We start from the raw sequence: 24,201 nt of genomic DNA, 5'->3' as shown, positions 1-24,201 counted from the left end.
GGGGGGCGTGGATTGTTTTTTTTTTTCGGTGGTTCGTAGTATGGGGGGTGTCGTTTGGGGGGAAACGGCCGCCCTTTCCCTTTGTGTTGGTCCCCCCCCCCCCCCCCCCCCCCCCCCCCCACCGCCTTGTCCGCATACGTTCGTCCCGCTGCGAGCCGCCGGGCCAACGGCGGCTCCCCAGACGGGAGATCGGGGGTGCGCGCGTGCGCATCGGACTGCTGACGGAGGGCGGCTATCCGTTTGTGAGCGGTGAGGCCGGACTCTGGTGCGACCGGCTCGTGCGCGGGCTCGAGCAGCACGAGTTCGACGTCTACGCGCTCAGTCGCAGTGAGCGGCAGGAGGACGGTGGCTGGGTGCCGCTGCCGCCGCACGTCAGCCGCGTACGCACCGCGTCGTTGTGGGAGGTCGAGGACGACGGACCCGGGTACGGACGGCGCGCGCGCCGGCGCTTCGCCGAGTGCTACGGCGAACTGGCCGCGACGCTCTGCACGACCGCCCCCGGAGGGCCGTCCGGGGCCCCCGAAGAGGCGTCCGCCCTTGAGGCGGACCGTTTCGCCAACGCGCTGTACGGACTGGCCGAACTGGCCCGCGACGAGGGCGGGCTGCCCGGCGCACTGCGTTCGGACACCGCCGTGCGCGCCCTGGAACGAGCCTGTCGTGCGCCGGGCGTCCACCCTTCCGCACGCCAGGCGCGCGTACCCGATCTGCTCGCCGTCGCCGCGCGCCTCGAACGCGCACTGCGCCCCCTGTCGCTCGACTGGTACGCGGACGACGGCCTCGGCGCGGTCGACCTGTGTCACGCGGCCGCCGGCGGCACAGCGGCCCTGCCGGGTCTGCTCGCCCGGCACTTCGCCGACGTGCCCCTGCTGGTGACCGAGTACGGTGTACGACTGCGGACGCACTACCTCACGGAACCGGACTCCCCGCCCGCGATACGGTCCCTCCTGGCCGCCTTCCACGGACGGCTGGCCGCCGAGACGTACCGGCGGGCGGCCGTGATCACGCCCGGCAACACACACGCCCGCCGCTGGCAGGAGCGCTGCGGAGCCGACCGCGCCAAGCTCCGCACGGTCCATCCGGGCATGGACGCGGCCCCCTTCTCCGAGGTGGCCCGGTCGCCGGAGTGCGCCGACCCGCACACCCTGGTCTGGGTCGGTCGCGTCGAGCCCGCCAAGGACCTGGTCTCACTGCTGCACGCCTTCGCGGAGGTCCGCAGAGCCGAACCCGCGGCCCGCCTCAGGATCGTCGGCGCCCCTGCCGGACCCGAGGGCCAGGCCTACCTCGCCCACTGCAAGGGGCTGGCCGCGCAGCTCTTCCCCGACGAGGCGGACGGCCCGCACGCCGTCGGCCGCAACCCGGTGACCTTCGAGGAGACCGGCGGGCCCGAACTGCCGTCCCGCGCCGAGGCGTACGCCTCCGGCGCGCTGGTCGTGCTCTCCAGCGTCGTCGAAGGGTTCCCGGCCGGACTGGTCGAAGCCATGTTCTGCGGTCGTGCGACGGTCTCCACGGACGCCGGTGCGGTGGTCGAGGCCATCGGCGGCACCGGGCTCGTCGTGCCCCCGCGCAATCCGCGCGCGCTCGCCGAGGCGTGCGTGGCCCTGTTGCGCGACCCGGAGCGCCGGGCACGTCTGGGCGCCGCGGCGCGCGCCCGCGCACTGGAACTCTTCACCGTCGAGCAGAACATCGCGGCATTTCACGGCATTTACCTCGAGATCCTCTCGCGCACCCCGGTACGCCGCGTCGTCCTCGACCACACAGGCGAACCCCTGCCGTTCGCCGCCCCCGCCGAAGCCCACGTCCCCGGTCGTTGGAGCGACCCCACGTCCCGGGTCGTCGCCCGGGGCGGGCCCGGCTGGGCGACGGACGCACCCGTGCGGGCCACGGCCCCGGCCACCGCGACGGAGGGGGCGCGATGAGCGGCCTCGGCGAACTGGACCGCCCCGAGACCCCGGGCAGCCCGGGTGCCTGGGACGCACGCTCACGGGACTCCCTCACCGACGTGACGCCGCACCCGGGCGGCGTTCCCTCGGGCGGGAGCGAGGGTGAGGGGCCGGGGGCCGCCACGAAGGCCGGCGGCGGCGTGGTGACGGCCGGCAGCGGGGCGCCCGTCGCCGGCGAAGGGCTTGTGGGCAGTGAGGGGGGCAGTGACGGGCTCGTCCGGAGTGCAGGGCTCATCGGGGATGGAGGACTCGTCCGGAGTGAAGGGCTTGTCGCCGGTGAAGCGCTCGCCGGAGGAGAGGCGATCATCGGTGCAGGAGGGGCGGTCGGGGCCGGCGCGGTGGCCGCCGGTGAGACGGTCGCCGAGGGCGCGGTGGCCGCCCGTGGCGGAGCGGCGGCCGGTGACACGCAGGCGCCGTCCGCTGCCCGCCGTGGCGCCCCGGCCCCCGTCTCCGCTGCCGGCGGTGCCGCTGCGGGCCCGGTGTCCGCAGCTCGCGGTTCCGCTCCGGCCCCCGTGTCCGCTGCCCGCCGCGCCGCCGCGGACCCCGTGAAGGCGCTGATGCACCGGCACCGCGACCTGTGCGAACGCGCCGTGGACCCGTTGGAGATCGCGGCCGGCCTGGAGGCGCACGGTCTCACCGACCGGACCGCCGCCCGCTTCCGCCACCGGGACGTCTTCTCCCTGGCGGAGGAGATGTACGCACGCGTCCCCCGCGACACCGACCCGGCCCCGCATCCCACCGACCCGCCCACCCCACGGGCGCGTGCCGCCTCGATCGTCCTCGCCCTGCTGCCCGGCGCGCTGTGCGCCGCCGCGGTGACCGGGCTGCGCCTCACGGACGGGCGCACGCGCCTGGCCGTGGCCGCCCTGGGCGTGCTCGCGGTCGCCCTGGCCCTGCGCGCGGCACTGCGCCGAGGCCCGCTGGCTGCCACCGCGCGCACCGGTGGCACCTGGACCTGCTGGCTCGTCGGCTACGCCCTCCTCGGCGACGGACTGCTCCAGGCCGCTCTCGCCGGCGGCCCGGACGGACTCCCCGACGGCACCGCCGGCGGCCCCTGGCCCGTCACCGTTGCCCCCGTCCTCGCTCTGACCCTGGCCTGCGCGCCCGCCGCCGCGAGCGCCCGTCTCCTCGCCGTGCGAGCCCGCCGCAGACTCACGGCCAGCCGCGGCCTCGCCGACTTCTCGGCCTCCGTGCGCCCCCTGTTGCTCGGCACGGTCGCCCTGTTCATGGCCGCCCTGACCGCCCTCGCCGCGCTGACCGGCGCGGTCCTGGGCGAGCCCGCCGCCTACCCCCAGGTCCTCACCCTGGGCGCCTTGCTCCTGTCGGCCCGCCTGCTGATCGTGCACGGTCACGCCTACGCCCCCTCGCTCGTCCTCACCGCCGCGGCCACCGCCGAGGCGACCGCCCTGGCCACGCTCTTCGCCGGCCGCCTCCCCGGCTGCGGCTTCCTGGCCGCCCCCGTGGAGGCCCTGGTCGACCACTGGGGTCCGGCCGGTGTACCGACGATCGCCTGCGGCGCGGGCGCCCTGGTCCTCCTGGTCCACGCGACCCGTCGTCTGACCAGAGCCTCGGCGCACGCGTCGACGGAACCGCCACGGTGAGCGAACCCGGCCGGACAGCCCCCACTCGTCCGCAACCAACCCTCAGAAGGAGCCCCCAGATGACCACCTCCCGACCCGACGCCTCGGCACCGGGAGCCGCCCGATGAGAGTCCTGCTGATCGGAGCCAACGGCTACATCGGCCGCTTCGTCGCCGACCGTCTGCTCGCCGACCCGGCCGTCCAGCTCACCGCTCTCGGCCGCGGCGACGACGCCGACGTCCGTTTCGACCTCGCCACCGGCAGCCCCGGCGCCCTCACCCGCTTCCTCGACGCGGTCCACCCCGGCGTCGTCGTCAACTGCGCCGGAGCCACCCGGGGCGGCGCCCGGGAACTCACCCGGCACAACACCGTCGCCGTCGCCACCGTCTGCGAGGCACTGCGCCGCAGCGGCTGCGGCGCCCGCCTCGTGCAGGTGGGCTGCAGCGCGGAGTACGGTCCCAGCCAGCCCGGCTCCTCCACCGCCGAGGACGCCGTGCCACGCCCCGGCGGCCCCTACGGCGTCAGCAAACTCGCCGCGACCGAACTGGTCCTAGGCTCCGGCCTCGACGCCGTCGTGCTCCGCGTCTTCTCACCCGCGGGCCCCGGCACCCCCGCGGGCTCCCCGCTGGGCCGGCTCGCCGAGGCCATGCGCCGCGCGATGCAGTCCGGCGACGGCGAACTCCGCCTCGGCGGCCTGGGCGCCCAACGCGACTTCATCGACGTCCGCGACGTCGCCCGCGCCGTCCACGCCGCCTCGCTCTCCGCGGCGCAGGGCGTGATCAACATCGGGTCGGGCCGTGCGGTGCGCCTGCGCGACGCCGCCGCCACCCTCGCCCGCGTGGCCGGCTACGGCGGCACCCTGCACGAACTCGACGGACCGCCCGGAGCACTCCGCCCGACCATAGGGCACCCCCGCACCGAATCGGTCGGCCACCGCGTCGACGCCCTCGGCCACCACCGCGCCGACAGCCTCGGCCACCACCGCTCGGAAACCCTGGGACACCGCGCCGAGGCCGAGCACGCCGCGCCCGTCACCTACCCCTACCCGGACGGCTGCGGCAGCTGGCAGCAGGCCGACGTGCGCACCGCCCGCGACCGGCTCGGCTGGCGACCGCGGATCGCCCTCGAGGAGTCCCTCGCCGACATCTGGATGGAGGCGGCATGTCGTATCTGACCAGAACCCCGGCGGGCGCCGCGAGCACCGGACTCACCACCGGCCTCGGAATCCCGGGCCTCGCCCACCCCCTGCTCGCCGTCGGCGAGTGGGCCGACCTCACCTGCCCGGGGACGCCCCTGCACTGGGTCGTCCTCGACGTCGCCGACGGACCCGGCGCCCATCCCGACCCGCACTGCCTGGCGGCGGCCGGCCGTCTGCGCAACACCGGCATCCGCGTCCTGGGGCACCTCGACGCCGCCCACGGCACCCGAAGCTTCGGCGAGCTGATCTCCGACGCGCACCGGTACCTCGACTGGTACCGGGTCGACGGCTTCCTCCTCGACCGCTGCCCGTCCGACCGCGCCGCCCTCCCCGAGGTCCGCCGCACCGTCGACACCCTGCGGGTGATCCGTGACGACGCACACATCGTCCTCGGCCACGGAACCCACCCCTGTCCCGGCTACGCCGACAGCGCCGACCAACTCGTCACCTTCTCCGGCGCCTGGAGCGACTACCGCTGGTCCCAGGCGGCCGAATGGAGCGCCGACCACCCGCCCGAGCGCTTCGTCCACTTCGTCCACGGCGTCCCGCGCGGGCACCTGGAGGAGGCTCTGCGCATCGCCCGCTGGCAGGGTGCGGCGACGGTCTACTTCACCGACCGCACGGACCGGGGCGGACAAGCCGACCCCTGGGAGACCATGCCCGGTTACTGGGACGAAATCGTCTCGCGGATCGGGACAGGTGTCTCGGAATGAAAAAGGCCGTGGCAGTGTTGCGAAGAGAACAACCGTAATCACTGACCGACCAACGGAGTCCCCGTGTCGCTGCCACCCCTGGTCGAGCCGGCCCCCGAGCTCACCGTAGACGAGGTCCGCAGGTACTCCCGCCACCTGATCATCCCCGACGTGGGGATGGACGGGCAGAAGCGGCTGAAGAACGCCAAGGTGCTCGCCGTGGGCGCGGGCGGCCTCGGCTCGCCGACCCTGATGTACCTGGCGGCGGCCGGTGTCGGCACGCTGGGCATCGTGGAGTTCGACGAGGTCGACGAGTCGAACCTGCAGCGGCAGGTCATCCACAGCCAGGCCGACATCGGCCGGTCCAAGGCCGAGTCCGCCCGCGACACCATCAAGGGCATCAACCCGTACGTGGACGTGATCCTTCACCAGGAGCGGCTCGAAGCCGACAACGTGATGGACATCTTCAGCCAGTACGACCTGATCGTCGACGGCACGGACAACTTCGCGACCCGCTACCTGGTCAACGACGCCTGCGTGCTGCTGAACAAGCCCTACGTCTGGGGCTCGATCTACCGCTTCGACGGCCAGGCCTCCGTCTTCTGGTCCGAGCACGGCCCCTGCTACCGGTGCCTCTACCCGGAGCCGCCGCCCCCCGGCATGGTCCCCTCCTGCGCCGAGGGCGGCGTCCTGGGCGTGCTGTGCGCGTCGATCGGCTCCATCCAGACCAACGAGGCCATCAAGCTCCTCGCCGGCATCGGCGAGCCGCTGGTCGGCCGCCTCATGATCTACGACGCCCTGGAGATGCAGTACCGCCAGGTCAAGGTCCGCAAGGACCCCGACTGCGCGGTCTGCGGCGAGAACCCGACCGTCACCGAGCTCATCGACTACGAGGCCTTCTGCGGCGTCGTGTCCGAAGAGGCACAGGCGGCGGCCGCCGACTCCACGATCACTCCCAAGCAGCTCAAGGAGTGGATCGACGACGGTGAGAACATCGAGCTCATCGACGTCCGCGAGCCGAACGAGTTCGAGATCGTCTCCATCCCCGGCGCCCGGCTGATCCCGAAGAACGAGTTCTTGATGGGCTCGGCCCTGGAGAGCCTCCCGCAGGACAAGAAGATCGTCTTGAACTGCAAGACGGGCGTCCGCAGTGCGGAAGTCCTGGCGGTCCTCAAGTCCGCGGGCTTCTCCGACGCCGTCCACGTCGGCGGCGGCGTGATCGGCTGGGTCAACCAGATCGAGCCGGCGAAGCCCGTCTACTGACCGGACCCCGGTCCCGCTCTCGGAACGGCGGGGGTTTCGCGCACTTCGGGTGCCCGAAGCCCCCGCCACCGTCATGAGCAGACCTTGCCGTCCTCCGGCACCGTGCCCTTCAGCAGATAGGCGTCCACCGTGGAGTCGACGCAGTCGCTCCCGCTTCCGTACGCACCGTGTCCCTCGCCCTTCCAGGTGAGCAGCACACCGACGTCCTCGCCCAGCTCGTCCGCCATCCTGCGGGCCCCCTCGTAGGGCGTGGCCGGGTCGCCCGTGTTGCCGACCACCAGGACCGGAGCCGCACCGGACGCGCTCACCTCCGGCGTCTCGTGCTGCCCGGCCACCGGCCAGTCGTGGCACCAGCCGGCCGTGTCCCAGCCGAGGAAGGCTCCGAACACCGGCGAGACCTGCTCGAACGCCGGCAGCCGCTGCTTCGTCTGAGCCGAGGTCGGCCGCTGCCTGTCGTCCAGACACGATATGACCCGTTGCGAGTGGGTCGTCGTGCCGTAGCGGCCCGAGGGGTCGCGCTCGTTGTACCCGTCGGCTAGGGCCAGCAGCTCCGACCCGTCACCCTCCTCGGCAGCCGCCAGTGCGCTGGTCAGGGTCGGCCAGCCGTCCTTGCTGTACAGCGGCAGCACGATGCCGGTGAGGGCCAGCGTCTGCGTCAGTTCCCGCCCCGCCGACGACGTGGGCAGTGGCTCGGCGTCGAGCCGGTCCAGCAGGCCGACGATCTTCCGCGAGCCCTGCTCCGGGTCCTGTCCGGTGGACTTCAGGTAGTCCTCGAGTGCCCGCTGGAAGCCCCTGGCCTGGTTCTCCGCGTGCCCCATCGTGTCGGCGCCCGGGTCCACGACCGCGTCGAGTATCACGCGTCCCACGTTCTTCGGGAACAGGTGGGCGTAGACACCGCCCAGCTCGGTGCCGTAGGAGATGCCGAAGTAGTGCATCTTCTCGTCGCCCAGTACGTGCCGCATCAGGTCCATGTCGCGAGCGGTGTCGGTGGTCGAGACGTGGGTCATCAGCTTGCCGGCGGCCTTCTCGCAGCCCTTGCCGAAGTCGGCGGCGTCCTTCAGGTACGCCTGTTCCTCGGCGGCGGTGTCCGGCGTGGAGTCGACCGACTCGGCGTCCTCGATGGCGTCGTCGGAGCGGCAGCGGATGCCCTCACTGGCGGCCACCCCGCGTGGATCCCAGCTCACCAGGTCGTAGCGCTCGTGCAGGGAGGAGACGGTGTCCCCGTAGGACGGCATGGTGGAGACACCCGAGGCGCCGGGGCCGCCGAAGTTGAAGAGCAGCGAGCCGATGCGCTCGTCGCCGGTTGCCTCGGCACGGATCAGCGCGAGGTCGATCGTGTCACCGTCCGGATCGGCCCAGTCCAGCGGCGCCTTGAGCGTGGCGCACTGCCAGTCGCCCTCGGGCGCCGGTGCATCCGCGGTGTCCTTGCAGCGGCCCCAGCCGAGGGTCTGGGAGGCCAGCGCGTCGGGCACGCCGGACGGAGCCGCGGCCGAGCGCCGTCCGCCGCTCGTGCTCTCCTCGTCCTTGTCCTTGTCGGACGAGCCGCTGCCGCAGCCGGCCGTCAGCAGTGCGGCGGCGGCCGCCGCGGCCGTCCACCGAACGAGACGCGCCATGTGCTCTCCCCCCTCGCAGGCCGTCCGCGCCGTGCGGCGGATGGCTGTCATGCCATGGTAGGCGGACCGCGCCGCACCTGTCGGAGCCTGTGGATAACGCTCTGACCTGCGCATTCGTGAGGGTGTGGGTGGGGTGTGGGGTCAGGGGCAGACGGTGTCGGCCGCCGGTGCCCTGCCGTCCAGCAGATAGCCGTGCACGGCATTCTGCACGCAGTCGTCCTTGCTGTCGTAGGCCCCGTGGCCCTGGCCCTTGTAGGTCAGCTTCACGCCCACGCCCTTCCCCAGCGCGTCCACCATCTTCCCCGCTCCCTCGTAGGGCGTGGCCGGGTCGCCGGTGTTCCCGATCACCAGGATCGGTGCGGCTCCGGGAGCGCTGACGTCCGGGTGCTCGGCGGCGCCGGCCACCGCCCAGTCGGTGCAGCTGAGCATGGACCAGGCTAGGTAGTCGCCGAACAGCGGGGAGGCCCTGCGGAACTCGGGCAGCTTGCGCTCCACGTACGCCGGGTCGTACCGGGGCTTGTCGTCGGCGCAGTTGATGGCGACGTTGGCCGCGGTGATGTTGCTGTACCGACCGTTCTCGTTGCGTCCGTTCAAGGCGTCCGACAGCACCATGAGGACCCGGCCGTCACCGTCGTAGGCCTGTTGCAGGCCGTCCGTGAGGTACTCCCAGAAGTCCTTGGAGTACAGCGCCTGTGCGATGCCGCTGGTGGCGGCGGTCTGCGTGAGTTCGCGGGGGAAGATGCCCGGGATCGGCTTCCGGTCGAGGTCCCTCAGCAGCCGGGCGATGCGGTTCTCGACGTCCTGGGCGTCGGACCCGACGGGGCATTCCTCGACCTGCGACGTGCAGTCCTCGGCGAAGTTCTCCAGCGCGAGCTGGAAGCCCTCGGCCTGTGCCAGCGAGCCCTGTTCCGGGGACTGCGTCGGGTCGACGACCGCGTCGAAGACGGCACGCCCCACCTTCTCGGGGAACAGGTGGGCGTAGACGCCGCCGAGTTCGGTGCCGTAGGAGATGCCGAAGTAGTACAGCTCGTCGTCGCCGAGGACCTGGCGCATCAGGTCCATGTCGCGGGCGGCGTCGGTGGTGGCCACGTGCGGAAGGATGCTCTTGGAGTGCTTCTCGCAGGCCGCGTTGAACATCTCCGTGTTGTCCAGCAGCGCGGTGCGCTCGGCCGCGTCGTCCGGTGTCGCGTCCTGCTGGAAGTACGCGTCGAGCTGCTTGTCGTCCAGGCACTCCACGGGGTCGCTGCGTCCGACCCCGCGGGGGTCGAAGCTGACCAGGTCGTACCGGGTGCGCAGCTTCGCGTAGTCCTGGCCGAAGGCGGGCAGCGTGGTGACACCCGATCCGCCCGGGCCGCCGAAGTTGAAGACGAGCGAGCCGATCCGCCGGTCCGCCGCACCGCTGGTCCCGGCGCGGATCAGCGCCAGGCCGATGGTGTCCCCCTCGGGGTCGTCCCAGTCGAGCGGCGCCTTCATGGTGGCGCACTGCCATGCGTCGCCGTCCGGCAGCGGGGAAGGGGCGGCGCCGCCGCCCTCGGCCTCGGACGGCGCCGGGCAGTCCTTCCAGTCGAGCTTCTGCGCGGTCAGGTCCTCGTCGCCGCTCGCATCGCCCCCGGAGGCGTCGCTGCAACCCGTCAGCAGGGCGGAGAGCACTACGGCGGTGGCGGTCAGGCCGGCGGCGCGCGACCGGGAGGCGTTCGGCATGCCTCCATCGTGCGGTCGGGCGCCCCCGCGTGCTCGGGGCAGGAGCCGTACGAGGTACCCGGGCCGCTCGGACGGCGTCCGCCCGGCGGGCCTTACAGCGCCTCTTTCCGCGTCAGGTGGTTGAAGACCAGCCAGCCGGGCAGGACCGGCAGCCACAGTGTGAGCAGCCGGTAGAGGAGCACCGCGGGCGCGGCGACCTCCTTGGGCAGACCGACGGCGATCAGACCGACCGTCAGGGTCGCCTCCACCGCCCCCACACCGCCGGGCGTCGGCGCCGCCGACCCCAGCGCGTTGCCGGCGAGGAAGACGACCGCGACGCTCGCCAGGCTGATCGACGTCGACTCGTCCCCGAAGGCCCGGATCGATGCGTCCAGGCACATCACGAAGCAGGCGGTGAGCAGCAGCATGCCGCCGATGCCGGTGATCAGCTTCTGCGGGCGCTGCAACACGTCCAGCATGCGCGGCACGACTCCGGCGAAGAGCGACCGTACGCGCGTGACGACGAATTTCCGCAGGAACGGCACCGAGGTCACCACGAGCACGAGCACCGCGACGGTCAGCAGACCCGCGATCACCGTCCGGGACGGCGACAGCGAGGGCGTCTTCTCGGTGCCGGTCAGATAGCCGAAGGCCAGCAGCATCAGGATGTGACAGCCGAGCCCGAACAGCTGCGACGCGCCGACACTCGCCACCGCGAGCCCCGGCCGGACACCGGCGCGCTGGAGGAAACGGGTGTTCAGGGCGACGCCGCCGACCGCGGCCGGGGCGACGATCTTCACGAACGACCCGGCGACCTGCGCGGCGACCGTCCGCATGAACGGCACCCGCTCCGGCACGAAGCCCAGCAGCGCCATGGCCGCCGCCACGTAGCTCGCCGCCGAGAACAGCACGGCCGCGGCCACCCACCCCCACTCGGCGTTCGAGATCAGCGGACCGAACTCGATGTGGGTGAGCTGCGTCAGCAGGAAGTAGGCGCCGATGGCCCCGGCGATGAAGCTGATCAGGGTGCGCGGACGCACCCGTTCCAGACGGGCCGGCTCGACGGGGGCCTGCGGCCTGATCCGCAGCACCGCGTGCCGGATCAGGGTGAGCAGGTCCTCCTCGCGCGCCTCCTCCAGCGCCTCGTCCACGGCCCGCTTCTCCGCACGCTGCTCGGCGCGAGCGGCCTTCTTCTCGCTCTTCTCCGCCTTCTCCGGCTTGTCCGTCCTCCCGGCCCAGCTCGTCGCCCCGGCCTTGTCGAGCCGGACCGGCGCGGGCGCCGTGTCGTCGCCTGCGGCGGCCTCCGCACGGGCCAGCTTGGCCTGCCGGGACGATTCCAGGACCGCCTCCCGCTCGCGCTGGGCCCGCTCCCGGGCCAGTCGGCGCAGGGTCGCGCGCGTGGAGCGGCTGAGGGCGATGGGCTGGAGCATCGGCAGGCAGTCGGCCACGGCGTCGGGACCGAGCACCGCCACCGCGGAGGCGACCGCGCGTTCGGCGCCCACCCGCAGACCGAGCGTGACGAGGAGCTGGGAGACGTCCATGCGCAGCAGCAGGTCCCCGGCGGCGATCTCGCCGATGCGCAGGTCGGTGAGGATCACCGTGCCGGAACGATCCACCAGGATGGCATCACCCACCAGCCTGCGGTGCGCGATGCGCCGGGACTGAAGGGCCCGCACCTGCTCCCAGGTGCCGCGCAGCAGGTCGTCGGTGATCTCCTCGTCCGCCAGGGAGTCGAGGCTGCGCCCCCCGGTGTGCTCGTACACGAGCATCACGGCGTCGGGTCCCAGCTCGGAGGTCGCGATCAGCTTGGGTGCGTGGGCGCCGGCCGCGATGGCCGCGTAGGCGAGCAGCGCCTCCTGCTCCAGGGCCTGGCGCAGCGACGGCAGGCTGCTGCGGGTCGCGAAGCCGCGGAGCGTGAGGTTCCGCCATGCGCGGTAGAAGAAGCCCTGCGCCTGCTGCTCCCGGTCGACCACCGTGACGTCCAGCGGCCGGCCGTCCTCCAGGGTGACGAAGTAGCGGCGGCCGCGGTCCCCGGTCTCCGCGGTGTCCGACGGCGCCTCCTCGCGCGCGGCGGTCACCGGGCGGAAGCCGACGTGCCGCAGGCCCGCCATCAGCGTGCGCCCGGTGGGGCGGACGTTGGGGGAGCCGACGGCGTACAGCGTGCCGTAGGCCACGGTCCAGCCGATGAGGACCGTCAGGATGATCGAGAACGGAGTGGTGTAGCCGGTGACGAGCATGGAGAACGCGTCGAGGAGCAGCACGATCCACAGCACCGCGCGCCAGCGGGGTCTGCGGGACATCCCGACGGCCGTCATGTACGCGATGACCGGAGCCAGATAGCCGTGCACCGGGTCCGTCAGCGCGTGGATGTCGCCGGGCGACGGCTGGGTGAGCGCCTCCTGGATGGAGCCCGGGGCGGCCTTGGCGACCCAGAGGTCGGTGGCGAGCGTCACGCCGTGCGCGAGGACCGCCGCGAGGACGCCGTCGGCGATCCGCAGCCCGTCCCGTTTGATGAGCCGCTCGATCGCGAAGGCGACCGGCACCAGGAGGATCGCGATGCTGGAGGCGAGTCCGGCGATCTTGATCAGCAGATCGGGTGCCTGCCCGGTGCCCTTGTTGATGTCCTGTTCGAGGCCCGAGGTGGTGCCGTGCGCGAAGGCGGCGACGGCCAGCAGTACGGCGACGGCGAGCACGCCCACCAGGAGCCGCATCAGGTCGGACGGGCGGTGCACGCGCGCGGGGAGCAGCGGTTCGTCGCCCTCCACCTCGTCGATGTGCGCCACGTCGTCGGGATCGGCCGTCACCGCGCCGCCCGCGGCCGCTCCGCGGCCCGACTTCTCGTCGCTTCGGTCCCCGGTGTCCGGGCGCGACGAAGAGTCAGAGGTGCCCTCGGCGTCCTCGGGGTGCACACCCTGCTGCTTCATCGCCTCTTCATGCTCCCGTATCACTGGTCACCGCCCGCACGATGGTGGCATGTCGCGTCGGTCTCGGCAGGCATCAGGGTGCCTGTGCGGGCCGCACAGTCTGCCCGAAGCGCCGCTTCCGGGCGAGGGACGCGCACCGTCGCGGGCACGCGGCGTTGTCGGTGGGGTGGGGCAGGATGGGACGGATGAGCGAGCAGAACCTTTCGGACGATGTCGTCCCGGAGTACGCGGACACGCTGCCCGAGTACGCCGAGCGTGTCCTCGAGGTGACCGACCTGATCCCGCCGGGCCGCGTCATGACGTACGGAGATGTGGCCGAGTACCTGGAGGACGGCGGACCGCGGCAGGTCGGGCGGGTGATGTCCCTGTACGGGGGAGGGGTGCCCTGGTGGCGCGTCGTCCGCGCGGACGGGGCCCTGCTCGCGGGCCACGAACGAGAGGCGCTCGCCCGCTACCGGGAGGAGGGCACTCCCCTGAAGGAGGCGAGCAGAGCCGCGGCGGGTCACCTGCCGCGCCTCGACCTGAAGCGGGCGCGGTGGGACGGCGGCGAACGCGCGCAGGGTCACACCTGACAGCTTCCGCCATCGGGCGGACGGATGTGTGACCGGTGATCCATGTGAGGGAATTGGGGCACTTCGGGCACACGCGGTGCATGACGTACGTTCGTGGGGCGGGGGACGCAGGCGCCGTGAGTGACCCGAGGGAAGAAGAGGAAGCTCTCCTTCCGTCTCGGCCGTCGGCGTAGCGTCAGCCGCACGCGTCCCCCTCATCCCGGGGCCACCGCCGCACCCGCGGCACGGACGGCCCACCAGCACACCCACCAGGACCGGCGAACCACGTGAGCTCCTCTTCCTCCACCGGACACCCGTCGCACCCCCAGGTGCGACGGGGGAGCCGTGGCGCTTACCGACTGGTGCGTACCCCGCCGGAGCGCACGGACCCCCCTCGTCTGGACGCCGCACAGCGCGCCGTGGTTGACCACGCGCGCGGACCACTGCTCGTCCTCGCCGGCCCGGGCACCGGCAAGACCACCACGCTGGTCGAGTCCGTGGCGGAGCGGATCGCCCGAGGCGGCGACCCCGAGCGGATCCTGGTCCTGACCTTCAGCCGCAAGGCCGCCGTCGAGTTGCGGGACCGGATGGCGCTCCGCATGGGTGCGGCGCGTGCCCCCCGGGCGACGACCTTCCACTCCTTCGGCTACGCCCTGGTCCGCGCCCACCAGGACAGCGAGCTGTTCGTCGAGCCGCTGCGGCTGCTCTCCGGCCCAGAGCAGGACGTGACGGTACGGGAGCTGCTCGCCGGCCAGGCCGACCTGGAACGGCTCGGCCTGGCCCATGTGCGCTGGCCGGACGAGCTGCGCGCCTGCCTGACCACCCGCGGCTTCGCCGACGAGGTCCGGGCTGTCCTCGCGCGCAGCCGCGAACTGGGACTCGGCCCGGACGCGCTCGCGGCCTTCGCCCGGCGCATCGGCCGCCCGGACTGGCGGGCCGCCGCCGTCTTCCTCGCCGAGTACCTGGACGTGCTCGATCTGCAGGGTGTGCTCGACTACGCGGAACTCGTCCACCGCGCGGTGCTCCTCGCCCGGCGCCCCGAGGTCGCCGCGCACCTGGCCGCCCAGTACGACGCGGTGTACGTCGACGAGTACCAGGACACCGATCCCGCTCAGGTCAGGCTCCTGCACACGCTGGCGGGCGACGGGCGCACCCTCGTCGCCTTCGGCGACCCGGACCAGTCGATCTACGCTTTCCGGGGCGCGGACGTGAACGGCATCCTGGAGTTCCCGAGCGCCTTCCCGCGCGCGGACGGCCGGCCGGCGCCGGTCGAGGTGCTGCGGACCTCGCGCCGGTCAGGTGGCGCCCTGCTGGCCGCCACCCGGCTGCTGACCCAGCGCATGCCACTGACCCGCCTCCCCGCCGACAAGGTGCGCGCCCACCGCGACCTGGCTCCGGTGCGGGACGGGGGCCGCGTCGAGGCGTACACGTACCCGACGGCCGGCACCGAGCTGGACAACATCGCGGACATCCTGCGCCGGGCGCACCTGGAGGACGGCGTGCCGTGGGGCGAGATGGCCGTCCTCGTGCGCGCCGGTTCGCGCACGATACCGGCCGTCCGCCGGGCCCTCACCGCGGCCGGCGTCCCCCTGGACATCGACGGTGACGACCTCCCCCTGCGCCACGAGCCGGCGGTGGCGCCCCTGCTCACGGCTCTGCGGGCCGTGGCCCAGGCGGAGGCGGGGGAGCACCCCGGGGCGGGCGTAGGTGACGCGGCCGGGGCGGGCGTCGGTGACGTCGCCGGGACCGGGGAGCACGCGGCCGAGGAGGAGCCTGCGACGGAGGCCGAGGCCGCTCCTGAGGGCGCGGACACCCGCAAGGAGAGCGCGTCCGAGGCGGACGCCGATGCATCGGTCACGGGCGTGGAAGGCACGGGCGCGGAGGGCACGGGCACGGAGGGCACGAGTGCGGGGGGCACGGATGCGGAGGGCACGAGTGCGGGGGGCACGGATGCGGACAGTACGCGCGCGGGGGCCGTGCGCGCGGAGGCCGCGGGCGCCCCCCGCGCGGAGGAGCCGTGCTGGCTTGCCACCGAGACCGCCCTCACCCTGCTCACCTCCCCCCTCGCCGGCATGGACGCCGCCGACCTGCGCCGCCTCGGCCGCGCACTGCGCGAGGAGGAGCGTGCCGCCGGCAACCCGTTGCCGCCACCCTCCGACCGGCTGCTCGCGCAGGCACTGGCCGAACCCGAACGACTGGCCGTGCACGACCCCGCGTACGCGCGCGGCGCCCAGCGCCTGGGCGGCCTGCTCCGCAAGGCCCGCGAGCGTCTCGCGGGCGGCGGCAGCGCCGAAGAGGCGCTGTGGGACCTGTGGGACGGCACGCCGTGGCCCACCCGCCTGGAACGCTCCGCCCGGCGCGGCGGCGCGGCCGGCCGCAACGCCGACCGCGACCTCGACGCCGTCTGTGCGCTCTTCGCGACGGCCGCCCGCGCGGAAGAGCGCATCGGCGGCCGGGGCGCCCTGAACTTCCTGGAGGAGATCGACGCCGAGGACATCGCCGCGGACACCCTCACGCGGCGTGCCGTACGCCCCGACGCCGTCCGCCTGATGACCGCGCACCGCTCGAAGGGGCTGGAGTGGCGGCTGGTGGTCGTCGCGGGCGTCCAGGAGGGCCTGTGGCCGGACCTGCGCCGCCGGGGCTCCCTCCTCGAAGCCGACCGCATCGGCCGCGACGGACTGGCCGAACCGCTCACGCCCGGCGCGCTGCTCGCCGAGGAACGCCGCCTGTTCTACGTGGCCGCCACCCGCGCGCGCGAACGGCTCGTGGTGACCGCCGTGAAGGCACCGGCCGACGACGGCGACCAGCCGTCCCGGTTCCTGACCGAACTCGGTGTCGAACCGGCCGACGTGACGGGCCGTCCCCGCCGGCCTCTCGCGGTCGCGGCACTCGTCGCCGAGCTGCGCGCCACCACCGTGGACCCCCGCGTCTCCGCACCACTGAGGGAGGCCGCCGCCCGCCGGCTGGCCCGCCTGGCCGCCCTCACCGACGAGGACGGCCGCCCCTTGGTGCCGTCCGCCCACCCCTACCGCTGGTGGGGCATGTGGGACCCGACCGAGAGCAAGGTGCCGCTGCGCGACCGCGACCAGCCCGTCACGCTCTCCGGCAGCGCCCTCGACCAGCTGGCCAACACCTGCGCCCTGCAGTGGTTCCTCGGCCGCGAGGTCAAGGCGGACGCGCCCGCGACCGCCGCCCAGGGCTTCGGCAACGTGGTGCACGTCCTCGCCGACGAGGTGGCCTCGGGGCAGACTCCGGCCGACCTCGCCGTCCTCATGGAACGTCTGGACTCCGTGTGGAACGCGCTCGCGTTCGACGCGCCGTGGAAGTCGGCGCAGGAGAAGGCCAACGCGCGCGTGGCGCTCGAACGCTTCCTGAAGTGGCACGTCATGGACCGCTCCGGACGCACGCCGGTGGCCAGCGAGCACGACTTCGACGTGACCCTGGAGGCGGGCGACTACGAGGTGCGCATCCGCGGCCAGATGGACCGGGTCGAGGCCGACGGCGACGGCCGCGCCTACGTCGTCGACTTCAAGACCGGGAAGCAGGCGCCGACCTCCGCGGAGGTGGCCCGCCACCCCCAGCTGGCCGTCTACCAGCTGGCCGTTCGTGAGGGGGCCGTCGACGAGGTGTTCGACGGCACCCGCCCGGCACCGGGCGGCGCCGAGCTGGTCCAGCTCCGCCAGGGGGCGCCCGTACGGGACGGTGGCGAGACCCTTCCCAAGGTGCAGGCACAGGAATCCCTGGAGGGACCGACCGGTGAGTGGGTGGGGGACCTCCTGGCCACGGCCGCCGGCAAGGTCCTCGACGAGCGGTTCACCCCCACCGCGGGCCAGCACTGCACCCACTGCGCCTTCCGCGCGTCCTGCAGCGCACGGCCCGAGGGACGGCACGTCGTGGAGTGAGCCGCCGGGGCGGGCGGCCTTCTGTGCGCTTCCCGCGCGTCCGGCACACCCCTGCGCGAACCCTGCGTGCGCCTTCCGCGCGAATCCGCCGCGCGAATCCCGCGCGCCGGCCCCCGGGCGACGGGAGGGCGGGACGGGACCGGGGCCGGCCGGTGTGATGAGCGGCACCACAGGTGCTGACCTGCGCTTCTCGTCACCCGGGCGTTGATCCGGCACCTGCTGTCAGTGGCCGCCGCTAGCCTCTCTGACGTGTCCGCCCATCTCACGGATCCCGAACAGCTCAAGGAGCTCCTCGGCATCCCCTTCACCCCGGAGCAGACGGCCTGCATCATCGCGCCGCCCGCCCCGCAGGTGATCGTGGCCGGCGCCGGATCCGGGAAGACGACGGTGATGGCGGCACGCGTGGTGTGGCTGGTCGGCACCGGCCAGGTCGCCCCGGAACAGGTCCTCGGTCTCACCTTCACCAACAAGGCCGCCGGTGAACTCGCCGAACGCGTGCGCAAGGCGCTGATCAAGGCGGGCGTCACCGACCCGGACGTGATCGACCCGGACCATCCGCCGGGCGAACCGGTGATCTCCACGTACCACGCCTTCGCGGGCCGTCTCCTGACCGACCACGGACTGCGCCTCGGGCTGGAACCGACCTCCCGGCTGCTCGCCGACGCCACGCGCTACCAGCTCGCCGCGCGGGTGCTGCGCGAGGCCCCCGGCCCCTACCCGGCCCTCACCCGCTCCTTCGCCGACCTGGTCAGCGACCTCCTCGCCCTCGACGCGGAACTCTCCGAGCACCTCGTACGCCCGGAGGAACTGCGCACCTGGGACGCCGGCCTCCTGGAGTCCCTGCGGAGCGTCAAGCTCGGCAACGCCGACCTGCGCAAGGTCCCCGAGGCCGCCGCCGCCCGCCGGGAGCTGGCCGAACTGGTGATCCGCTACCGGGCCGCCAAACGCGAACGGGACCTGCTCGACTTCGGCGACCAGATCGCCCTGTCCGCTCAGCTCGCCGGGCTCCCGGAGGTGGGCCGCGTCCTGCGCGACGAGTTCCGTGTCGTCCTGCTCGACGAGTACCAGGACACCTCGGTGGCCCAGCGCGTCCTCCTGGCGGGCCTGTTCGGCGCCGGCACCGGCCACCCCGTGACCGCCGTGGGCGACCCCTGCCAGGCGATCTACGGCTGGCGCGGCGCCTCCGTGGCCAACCTCGACGACTTCCCCGAGCACTTCGCCCGCGAGGACGGCCGCCCCGCGACCCGCCAGGCGCTCAGCCAGAACCGCCGCAGCGGCGGCCGTCTCCTCGACCTCGCCAACGACCTCGCCGAGCCCCTGCGCGCCATGCACGCGGGCGTGGGGGCCCTGCGCCCCGCCCCCGGCGTCGAGCGTGACGGGACGGTCCGCTGCGCCCTGCTGAGCACCCACGCCGAGGAGATCGACTGGATCGCCGACTCCGTCGCCCACCTGGTGCGCACCGGCAGGGCACCCGCCGAGATCGCCGTCCTGTGCCGTACGGCGACCGACTTCGCCGCGATCCAGGGGGCGCTGGTCGCCCGCGACGTCCCCGTCGAGGTCGTGGGCCTCTCCGGTCTGCTGCACCTGCCCGAGGTGGCCGACCTGGTCGCCGTCTGCGAAGTGCTCCAGGACCCCGGCGCCAACGCCTCCCTGGTCCGCCTGCTCACCGGGCCCCGCTGGCGGATCGGCCCCCGCGACCTCGCCCTTCTCGGACGACGGGCCCGGCTGCTCGTCGCGCACGCGCGCGTGGAGGACGGCGACGACCCCGACCGGCGGCTCGCCGCGGCCGTGGAGGGGGTCGACCCGTCGGAGGTGATATCGCTCGCGGACGCCCTGGACACCTTCCTGGAGACGCCCCTGGACGGCACCGGGGACGACGACGGGCTGCCCTTCTCGTCCGACGCGCGGGTACGGTTCGCGCGGCTGGCCACCGAGCTGCGCGACCTGCGCCGGGCGCTGTCCGACCCCCTCATGGACGTGCTGCACCGCGTCCTCGCCGTCACCGGCCTGGAGGTCGAGCTATCGGCGTCCCCGCACGCCCTGGCCGCGCGCCGCCGCGAGACCCTGTCGAACTTCCTGGACGTCGCCGCCTCCTTCGCCGCGAGCGACGGCGAGGCCACCCTGCTCGCCTTCCTCGGCTTCCTGCGCACCGCCGCCCAGTACGAGAAGGGCCTCGACAACGCCCTGCCCGGCGGCGAGAACACCGTCAAGGTGCTCACCGCGCACAAGTCGAAGGGCCTGGAGTGGGACGTCGTCGCCGTGCCCGGTCTGGTCACCGGCACCTTCCCCAGTGGCCAGGGCCGTGAGAAGTGGACCGCCCAGGGCAAGGTGCTGCCGCACGGTCTGCGAGGCGACGCCGACACGCTGCCCGACGTGCCCTCCTGGGACTCGCGCGGCCTGAAGGCCTTCCACGAGGCCATGAAGGAGCACCAGCACACCGAGGAGCTCCGCCTCGGTTACGTCACCTTCACCCGCCCCCGGTCCCTGCTGCTGGGCTCCGGCCACTGGTGGGGACCGAGCCAGAAGAAGCCCCGGGGACCCTCCGACTTCCTCATGGCCCTGTACGAACACTGCGCCGCCGGACACGGTGAGATCGAGGCCTGGGCGGACGAACCGGCCGAGGACGAGCAGAACCCGGCACTGCACCGGGCGACCGCCGACCAGGCCTGGCCGCTGCCCCTGGACGACGCGGCCCTCGCCCGCCGCCGGGCCGCCGCCGAGACGGTCCTCGCCCACCTGGACGCCCTCACCTCCCAGGACGGCGCCCCCGCGGTCACGCACGACGCCGACGCCTACGACGACCCCGACTGGCCGCCGCCCCCTGCCGACGACGACGAAGCACTCCCGCAGGCGGAGGAAGAGGATCCGTTCGGGGCCGAGGACCCCACGGACTGGGACTCCTGGACCACGGACCGCCCTGCCACCACCACGGACGGCCCCGCCACCACCACGGACCGCCCTGCCACGCCACTGGCCGGCCCCGCCACCGTGCCGGACGACCACGGCCCACTTCTGGACGACCCCGCCACCATCACCAACGGCCCGGCCATCCCACCGACCGACCGCGCCGTCCCACCGACCGACCGCACCACCCCCCGGGACGACCGCACCACGCCCCCCGCCCGCCCCACCGTCCCCCACCAGGCGCCCCCTCCGGGCGAGGAGGCAGGCCGCAGCACCGGCCGGCTCCGCGGCCACCCCCGGGAGCCGGAGCCCGCCGCCCCCGCCCGCCTCACGCCCGAGGAAGCCCGGACCGTCGCCTCCTGGGACCGCGACCTCGACGCGCTCACCGGAGAGCTCCTGCGTGCCCGCGAGAGCGTCACCGAGGTGCGCCTCCCGGCGTCCCTGACCGCCACCCAGCTGATGGACCTGGCCGCCGACCCGGACGGCTTCGCGCAGGAGCTGGCCCGCCCCATGCCCCGCCCGCCCCAGCCGGCCGCCCGCCGGGGCACCCGCTTCCACGCCTGGGTCGAGGCCCGCTTCGAACCGCTGACGCTGCCCTTCCTGGAGCCCGAGGAGCTGCCCGGCAGCGAGGCCGAGGTAGCCGACGAGCACGACCTGGAGTTGCTCAAGGACGCCTTCGAACGCACCGAGCACGCCCGCCGCACCCCCTACCGCGTCGAGGCCCCGTTCCAGCTCACGCTCGCCGGCCGTGTCGTGCGAGGCCGCATGGACGCCGTCTACAAGGAGGGCGACGGGGCGACGGCGACGTACGAGATCGTCGACTGGAAGACCAGCCGTGCCGGTACCGCGGACCCTCTCCAGCTCGCGCTGTACCGCCTCGCCTGGGCCGAGCAGCAGCGCGTACCGCTGGAGTCGGTGACGGCCGCCTTCCTGTTCGTACGCACGGGCGAGGTCGTGCGGCCCGGCGGCCTCCCGGACCGCGCCGCGCTGGAGAAGCTGCTGCTGGCCGACCCGGTCGGTGACGAACCGCACGGTCAGGGTGTCCGTGCGGGCCGATAGGCTCGTGAGCATGAGCGAGACCCCGGACAGCGCTGTCCGTACGTACATCGAGCACCACCGTGCCGCCTTCCTCGACGACCTCGTCGAGTGGCTGCGCATCCCGTCCGTGTCGGCACAGCCCGCGCACACGCCCGATGTACACCGCAGCGCCGACTGGCTCGCCGCCAAGCTCAAGGAGACCGGCTTCCCGACCGCCGAGGTGTGGCCGACGCCGGGCGCCCCCGCCGTGTTCGCCGAGTGGTCCTCCGGCGACCCGCAGGCACCGACGATCCTCGTCTACGGCCACCACGACGTGCAGCCCGCCGCCCGCGAGGACGGCTGGCACAGCGAGCCCTTCGAACCCCTCGTCAAGGACGGCCGCCTCTACGCGCGCGGGGCGGCCGACGACAAGGGCCAGGTGTTCTTCCACACACTGGGCGTCCGCGCGCACCTCGCCGCGACCGGCCGCACCGCCCCGGCGGTGAACCTGAAGCTGCTGATCGAGGGCGAGGAGGAGTCCGGCTCCCCGCACTTCCGCGCCCTGGTCGAGGAGCGCGCCGAGCGGCTCGCCGCCGACGCGGTGATCGTCTCGGACACCGGCATGTGGTCCGAGGACACCCCCACCGTCTGCACCGGCATGCGCGGCCTCGCCGAGTGCGAGATCCGGCTGCACGGCCCCGACCAGGACGTCCACTCCGGCTCCTTCGGCGGCGCGGTCCCCAACCCGGCCACCGCCGTCGCCCGCCTCGTCGCCGCCCTGCACGACGAGCACGGGCGCGTGGCGGTCCCGGGCTTCTACGACGGCGTCGTCGCCCTCACCGAACGCGAACGCGCCCTCTTCGCCGAGCTGCCCTTCGACGAGCGGCAGTGGCTCCGCACGGCCAAGTCGCACGCCGCCCACGGCGAGGCCGGGTACACCACTCTGGAGCGCGTCTGGGCCCGCCCCACCGCCGAGGTCAACGGCATCGGCGGCGGCTACCAGGGCCCGGGCAGCAAAACGATCATCCCGTCGTCCGCCATGGTGAAGCTCTCCTTCCGGCTGGTCGCGGGCCAGGACCCCGACCAGGTGGAGAAGGCCGTCCGCGCCTGGATCGCCGAGCAGGTGCCGCCCGGCGTCCGTTGCGAGATCGACTTCGGCTCGGCCACCCGCCCGTGCCTGACCCCGCTGGACCACCCGGCGCTGCGGTCCGTGGTCCGCGCCATGGGCCGGGCCTTCGGGAAACCGGTCCGCTTCACCCGCGAGGGCGGCTCCGGACCGGCCGCCGACCTCCAGGACGTCCTCGGCGCACCCGTGCTCTTCCTGGGCATCTCCGTGCCGTCCGACGGCTGGCACGCCCCGAACGAGAAGGTCGAGCTCGACCTGCTCCTGAAGGGCGTCGAGGCCTCCGCCCACCTGTGGGGCGACCTGGCGGAGCACTGGCGGCACGCGCCCTGAGCACCCCGCACGGTCCGCCTCCGGACCGGTGTCGCGGGCCCGGCACCCTGGTAGGGCCGCCCGCACCACCGAGCCCTCCCGGACCCGGCCGCCGCCCCTCGTACGTACCGCTGAACCGCCTGCCGAACCGAACCGCTCACCGGGGGAGTTGGAAGCACCCGTGACCACCTGGACCGACCACACAGCCGACCGTCCCATCTCGCTCACCGCCCCGAGCGGCATCGACCGCGCCGCCCACCACCGCCTCGACGAGGCCTGGCTCGCGGCGGCGTGGAGCCATCCCTCGACACGCTGCTTCGTGGTCTCCGGCGGGCAGGCCCTCATCGACGAGACGCCCGACGGGCGGACCGAACTCGTCATGACCCCCTCCTTCGAAGCCCCGCTCACCGAGGCGCACCGGTACTTCCTGGGCACCGACGAGGAGGGCGTCAGCTACTTCGCCCTGCAGAAGGACTCCCTGCCCGGCCGCATCGACCAGTCCGCCCGGGCGGCGGGCCTGCGCGAGGCCGGGCTGCTCCTGTCGCCCCGGGACGCCGGTCTCATGGTCCACGCGGTGGCCCTGGAGAACTGGCAGCGCCTGCACCGGTTCTGCTCCCGCTGCGGGGAACGGACCGTCATCGCCGCCGCCGGTCACATCCGGCGCTGCCCCGCCTGCGGCGCCGAGCACTACCCGCGGACCGACCCCGCCGTGATCATGGCGGTCACGGACGGCGAGGACCGCATCCTGCTGGGCCGCCAGGTGCACTGGCCCGAGGGCCGCTTCTCGACGCTCGCCGGTTTCGTGGAGCCGGGCGAGTCCATCGAGCAGTCGGTGCGCCGCGAGGTGTACGAGGAGGTCGGCGTCGCCGTCGGCCCCGTCGAGTACGTCGCCAGCCAGCCCTGGCCCTTCCCGTCCAGCCTGATGCTGGGCTTCATGGCCCACGCCACCTCGACCGAGATCGACGTGGACGGCGACGAGATCCACGAGGCCCGCTGGTTCTCCCGCGACGAGCTGGGCGCCGCCTTCGAGACCGGCGAGGTGCTCCCGCCCTACGGCATCTCGATCGCGGCCCGCCTGATCGAACTCTGGTACGGCAAGCCGCTGCCCACGCGCGGCGCTTTCTGAGACAGAACGTCGTAGAGGGCCCCTCCCAGGCAGGAGGGGCCCTCTACAACGTCACGCCGCAGCCGGCGGAGCGCTCACGCGCCGATCTTCTGCTTCACCTGTGCCAACGAGGGATTCGTGAGCGTCGAGCCGTCCGGGAAGAGCACGGTGGGCACCGTCTGGTTCCCGCCGTTCGCCTTCTCCACGAAAGCGGCGGAATCCGGATCCTGCTCGATGTTGATCTCCTCGTACGCGATGCCCTCGCGGTCCATCTGACTCTTCAGCCGACGGCAGTAGCCGCACCACGTGGTGCTGTACATCGTCACAGTGCCCGGCATGTGTTTCGCGCTCCTTCGGCGGCTCGGAAATGAGGTCGCACCGAGGGAACGTCCGCGGC

The 24,201-nt window shown here is 73.5% G+C and carries 14 protein-coding genes; 10 read left to right on the top strand and 4 right to left on the bottom strand.

Going from position 1 to position 24,201, the window contains the following annotated elements; genetic code table 11:
- Positions 1 to 203 precede the first annotated feature (203 nt).
- From AC07FV_RS18190 to moeZ, 5 genes are all read left to right on the top strand, one after another.
- Positions 204 to 1,916 carry a DUF3492 domain-containing protein gene (locus tag AC07FV_RS18190; RefSeq protein WP_479088344.1) on the top strand — a complete coding sequence of 571 codons (1,713 nt, stop codon included), beginning with the start codon at positions 204 to 206 and terminating at the stop codon, positions 1,914 to 1,916.
- Positions 1,917 to 2,242: 326 nt separating this feature from the next.
- A complete protein-coding gene (locus tag AC07FV_RS18185; RefSeq protein WP_479088608.1) occupies positions 2,243 to 3,541 on the top strand; it encodes a hypothetical protein in 1,299 nt (432 codons plus the stop codon).
- A gap of 103 nt (positions 3,542 to 3,644) precedes the next feature.
- Positions 3,645 to 4,694 carry an NAD-dependent epimerase/dehydratase family protein gene (locus AC07FV_RS18180; RefSeq protein WP_479088342.1) on the top strand — a complete coding sequence of 350 codons (1,050 nt, stop codon included), beginning with the start codon at positions 3,645 to 3,647 and terminating at the stop codon, positions 4,692 to 4,694.
- On the top strand, positions 4,682 to 5,431 hold the full coding sequence (locus AC07FV_RS18175) for a spherulation-specific family 4 protein (protein ID WP_479088340.1): 750 nt from the start codon (positions 4,682 to 4,684) through the stop codon (positions 5,429 to 5,431). The genes AC07FV_RS18180 and AC07FV_RS18175 overlap by 13 nt, the downstream gene beginning before the upstream one ends.
- A 63-nt stretch (positions 5,432 to 5,494) precedes the next feature.
- Positions 5,495 to 6,673, top strand: coding sequence for an adenylyltransferase/sulfurtransferase MoeZ (gene moeZ / locus AC07FV_RS18170; protein WP_453535182.1), 1,179 nt, complete (start codon positions 5,495 to 5,497; stop codon positions 6,671 to 6,673).
- Between the two features lie 71 nt (positions 6,674 to 6,744).
- On the opposite strand, the gene AC07FV_RS18165 is transcribed toward moeZ, so the two are convergent.
- From AC07FV_RS18165 to AC07FV_RS18155, 3 genes are all read right to left on the bottom strand, one after another.
- A complete protein-coding gene (locus AC07FV_RS18165) occupies positions 6,745 to 8,286 on the bottom strand; it encodes an alpha/beta hydrolase (protein ID WP_479088339.1) in 1,542 nt (513 codons plus the stop codon).
- A 141-nt stretch (positions 8,287 to 8,427) separates the two neighbouring features.
- Entirely contained in the window at positions 8,428 to 9,987 is a 1,560-nt protein-coding gene (locus tag AC07FV_RS18160; RefSeq protein WP_479088337.1) for an alpha/beta fold hydrolase, read from the bottom strand.
- Positions 9,988 to 10,079: 92 nt separating this feature from the next.
- On the bottom strand, positions 10,080 to 12,890 hold the full coding sequence (locus AC07FV_RS18155) for a lysylphosphatidylglycerol synthase transmembrane domain-containing protein (protein WP_479088335.1): 2,811 nt from the start codon (positions 12,888 to 12,890) through the stop codon (positions 10,080 to 10,082).
- Positions 12,891 to 13,075: 185 nt separating this feature from the next.
- Between AC07FV_RS18155 and AC07FV_RS18150 the strand changes: the two genes are divergently transcribed.
- From AC07FV_RS18150 to nudC, 5 genes are all read left to right on the top strand, one after another.
- Positions 13,076 to 13,462 carry an MGMT family protein gene (locus tag AC07FV_RS18150; RefSeq protein ID WP_479088333.1) on the top strand — a complete coding sequence of 129 codons (387 nt, stop codon included), beginning with the start codon at positions 13,076 to 13,078 and terminating at the stop codon, positions 13,460 to 13,462.
- A gap of 266 nt (positions 13,463 to 13,728) precedes the next feature.
- Entirely contained in the window at positions 13,729 to 17,343 is a 3,615-nt protein-coding gene (locus AC07FV_RS18145) for an ATP-dependent helicase (protein ID WP_479088331.1), read from the top strand.
- 249 nt (positions 17,344 to 17,592) lie between these two features.
- Positions 17,593 to 21,306, top strand: coding sequence for a UvrD-helicase domain-containing protein (locus AC07FV_RS18140; RefSeq protein ID WP_479088329.1), 3,714 nt, complete (start codon positions 17,593 to 17,595; stop codon positions 21,304 to 21,306).
- A 10-nt stretch (positions 21,307 to 21,316) separates the two neighbouring features.
- The gene (locus tag AC07FV_RS18135) at positions 21,317 to 22,720 is read left to right on the top strand and encodes a dipeptidase (protein WP_479088327.1); all 1,404 of its coding nucleotides are present in this window, start codon (positions 21,317 to 21,319) and stop codon (positions 22,718 to 22,720) included.
- A gap of 160 nt (positions 22,721 to 22,880) precedes the next feature.
- On the top strand, positions 22,881 to 23,825 hold the full coding sequence (nudC, locus tag AC07FV_RS18130) for an NAD(+) diphosphatase (protein WP_479088325.1): 945 nt from the start codon (positions 22,881 to 22,883) through the stop codon (positions 23,823 to 23,825).
- A gap of 74 nt (positions 23,826 to 23,899) precedes the next feature.
- Here nudC and AC07FV_RS18125 read toward each other — a convergent pair whose 3' ends face one another.
- Positions 23,900 to 24,142 carry a mycoredoxin gene (locus AC07FV_RS18125; RefSeq protein WP_356604362.1) on the bottom strand — a complete coding sequence of 81 codons (243 nt, stop codon included), beginning with the start codon at positions 24,140 to 24,142 and terminating at the stop codon, positions 23,900 to 23,902.
- Positions 24,143 to 24,201 lie beyond the last annotated feature (59 nt).

This window comes from Streptomyces sp. NPDC045956 (assembly GCF_056430705.1).
This window is presented reverse-complemented; position numbering and strand designations above follow the sequence as displayed.

What these genes read in the sequence shown, in the direction of transcription:
- AC07FV_RS18160 (WP_479088337.1), bottom strand. Translation starts at nt 9,987, where the DNA reads ATGCCGAACGCCTCCCGGTCGCGCGCCGCCGGCCTGACCGCCACCGCC.
- AC07FV_RS18125 (WP_356604362.1), bottom strand. Translation starts at nt 24,142, where the DNA reads ATGCCGGGCACTGTGACGATGTACAGCACCACGTGGTGCGGCTACTGC.
- AC07FV_RS18180 (WP_479088342.1), top strand. Translation starts at nt 3,645, where the DNA reads ATGAGAGTCCTGCTGATCGGAGCCAACGGCTACATCGGCCGCTTCGTC.
- AC07FV_RS18155 (WP_479088335.1), bottom strand. Translation starts at nt 12,890, where the DNA reads ATGAAGCAGCAGGGTGTGCACCCCGAGGACGCCGAGGGCACCTCTGAC.
- AC07FV_RS18175 (WP_479088340.1), top strand. Translation starts at nt 4,682, where the DNA reads ATGTCGTATCTGACCAGAACCCCGGCGGGCGCCGCGAGCACCGGACTC.
- AC07FV_RS18135 (WP_479088327.1), top strand. Translation starts at nt 21,317, where the DNA reads ATGAGCGAGACCCCGGACAGCGCTGTCCGTACGTACATCGAGCACCAC.
- AC07FV_RS18165 (WP_479088339.1), bottom strand. Translation starts at nt 8,286, where the DNA reads ATGGCGCGTCTCGTTCGGTGGACGGCCGCGGCGGCCGCCGCCGCACTG.
- AC07FV_RS18150 (WP_479088333.1), top strand. Translation starts at nt 13,076, where the DNA reads ATGAGCGAGCAGAACCTTTCGGACGATGTCGTCCCGGAGTACGCGGAC.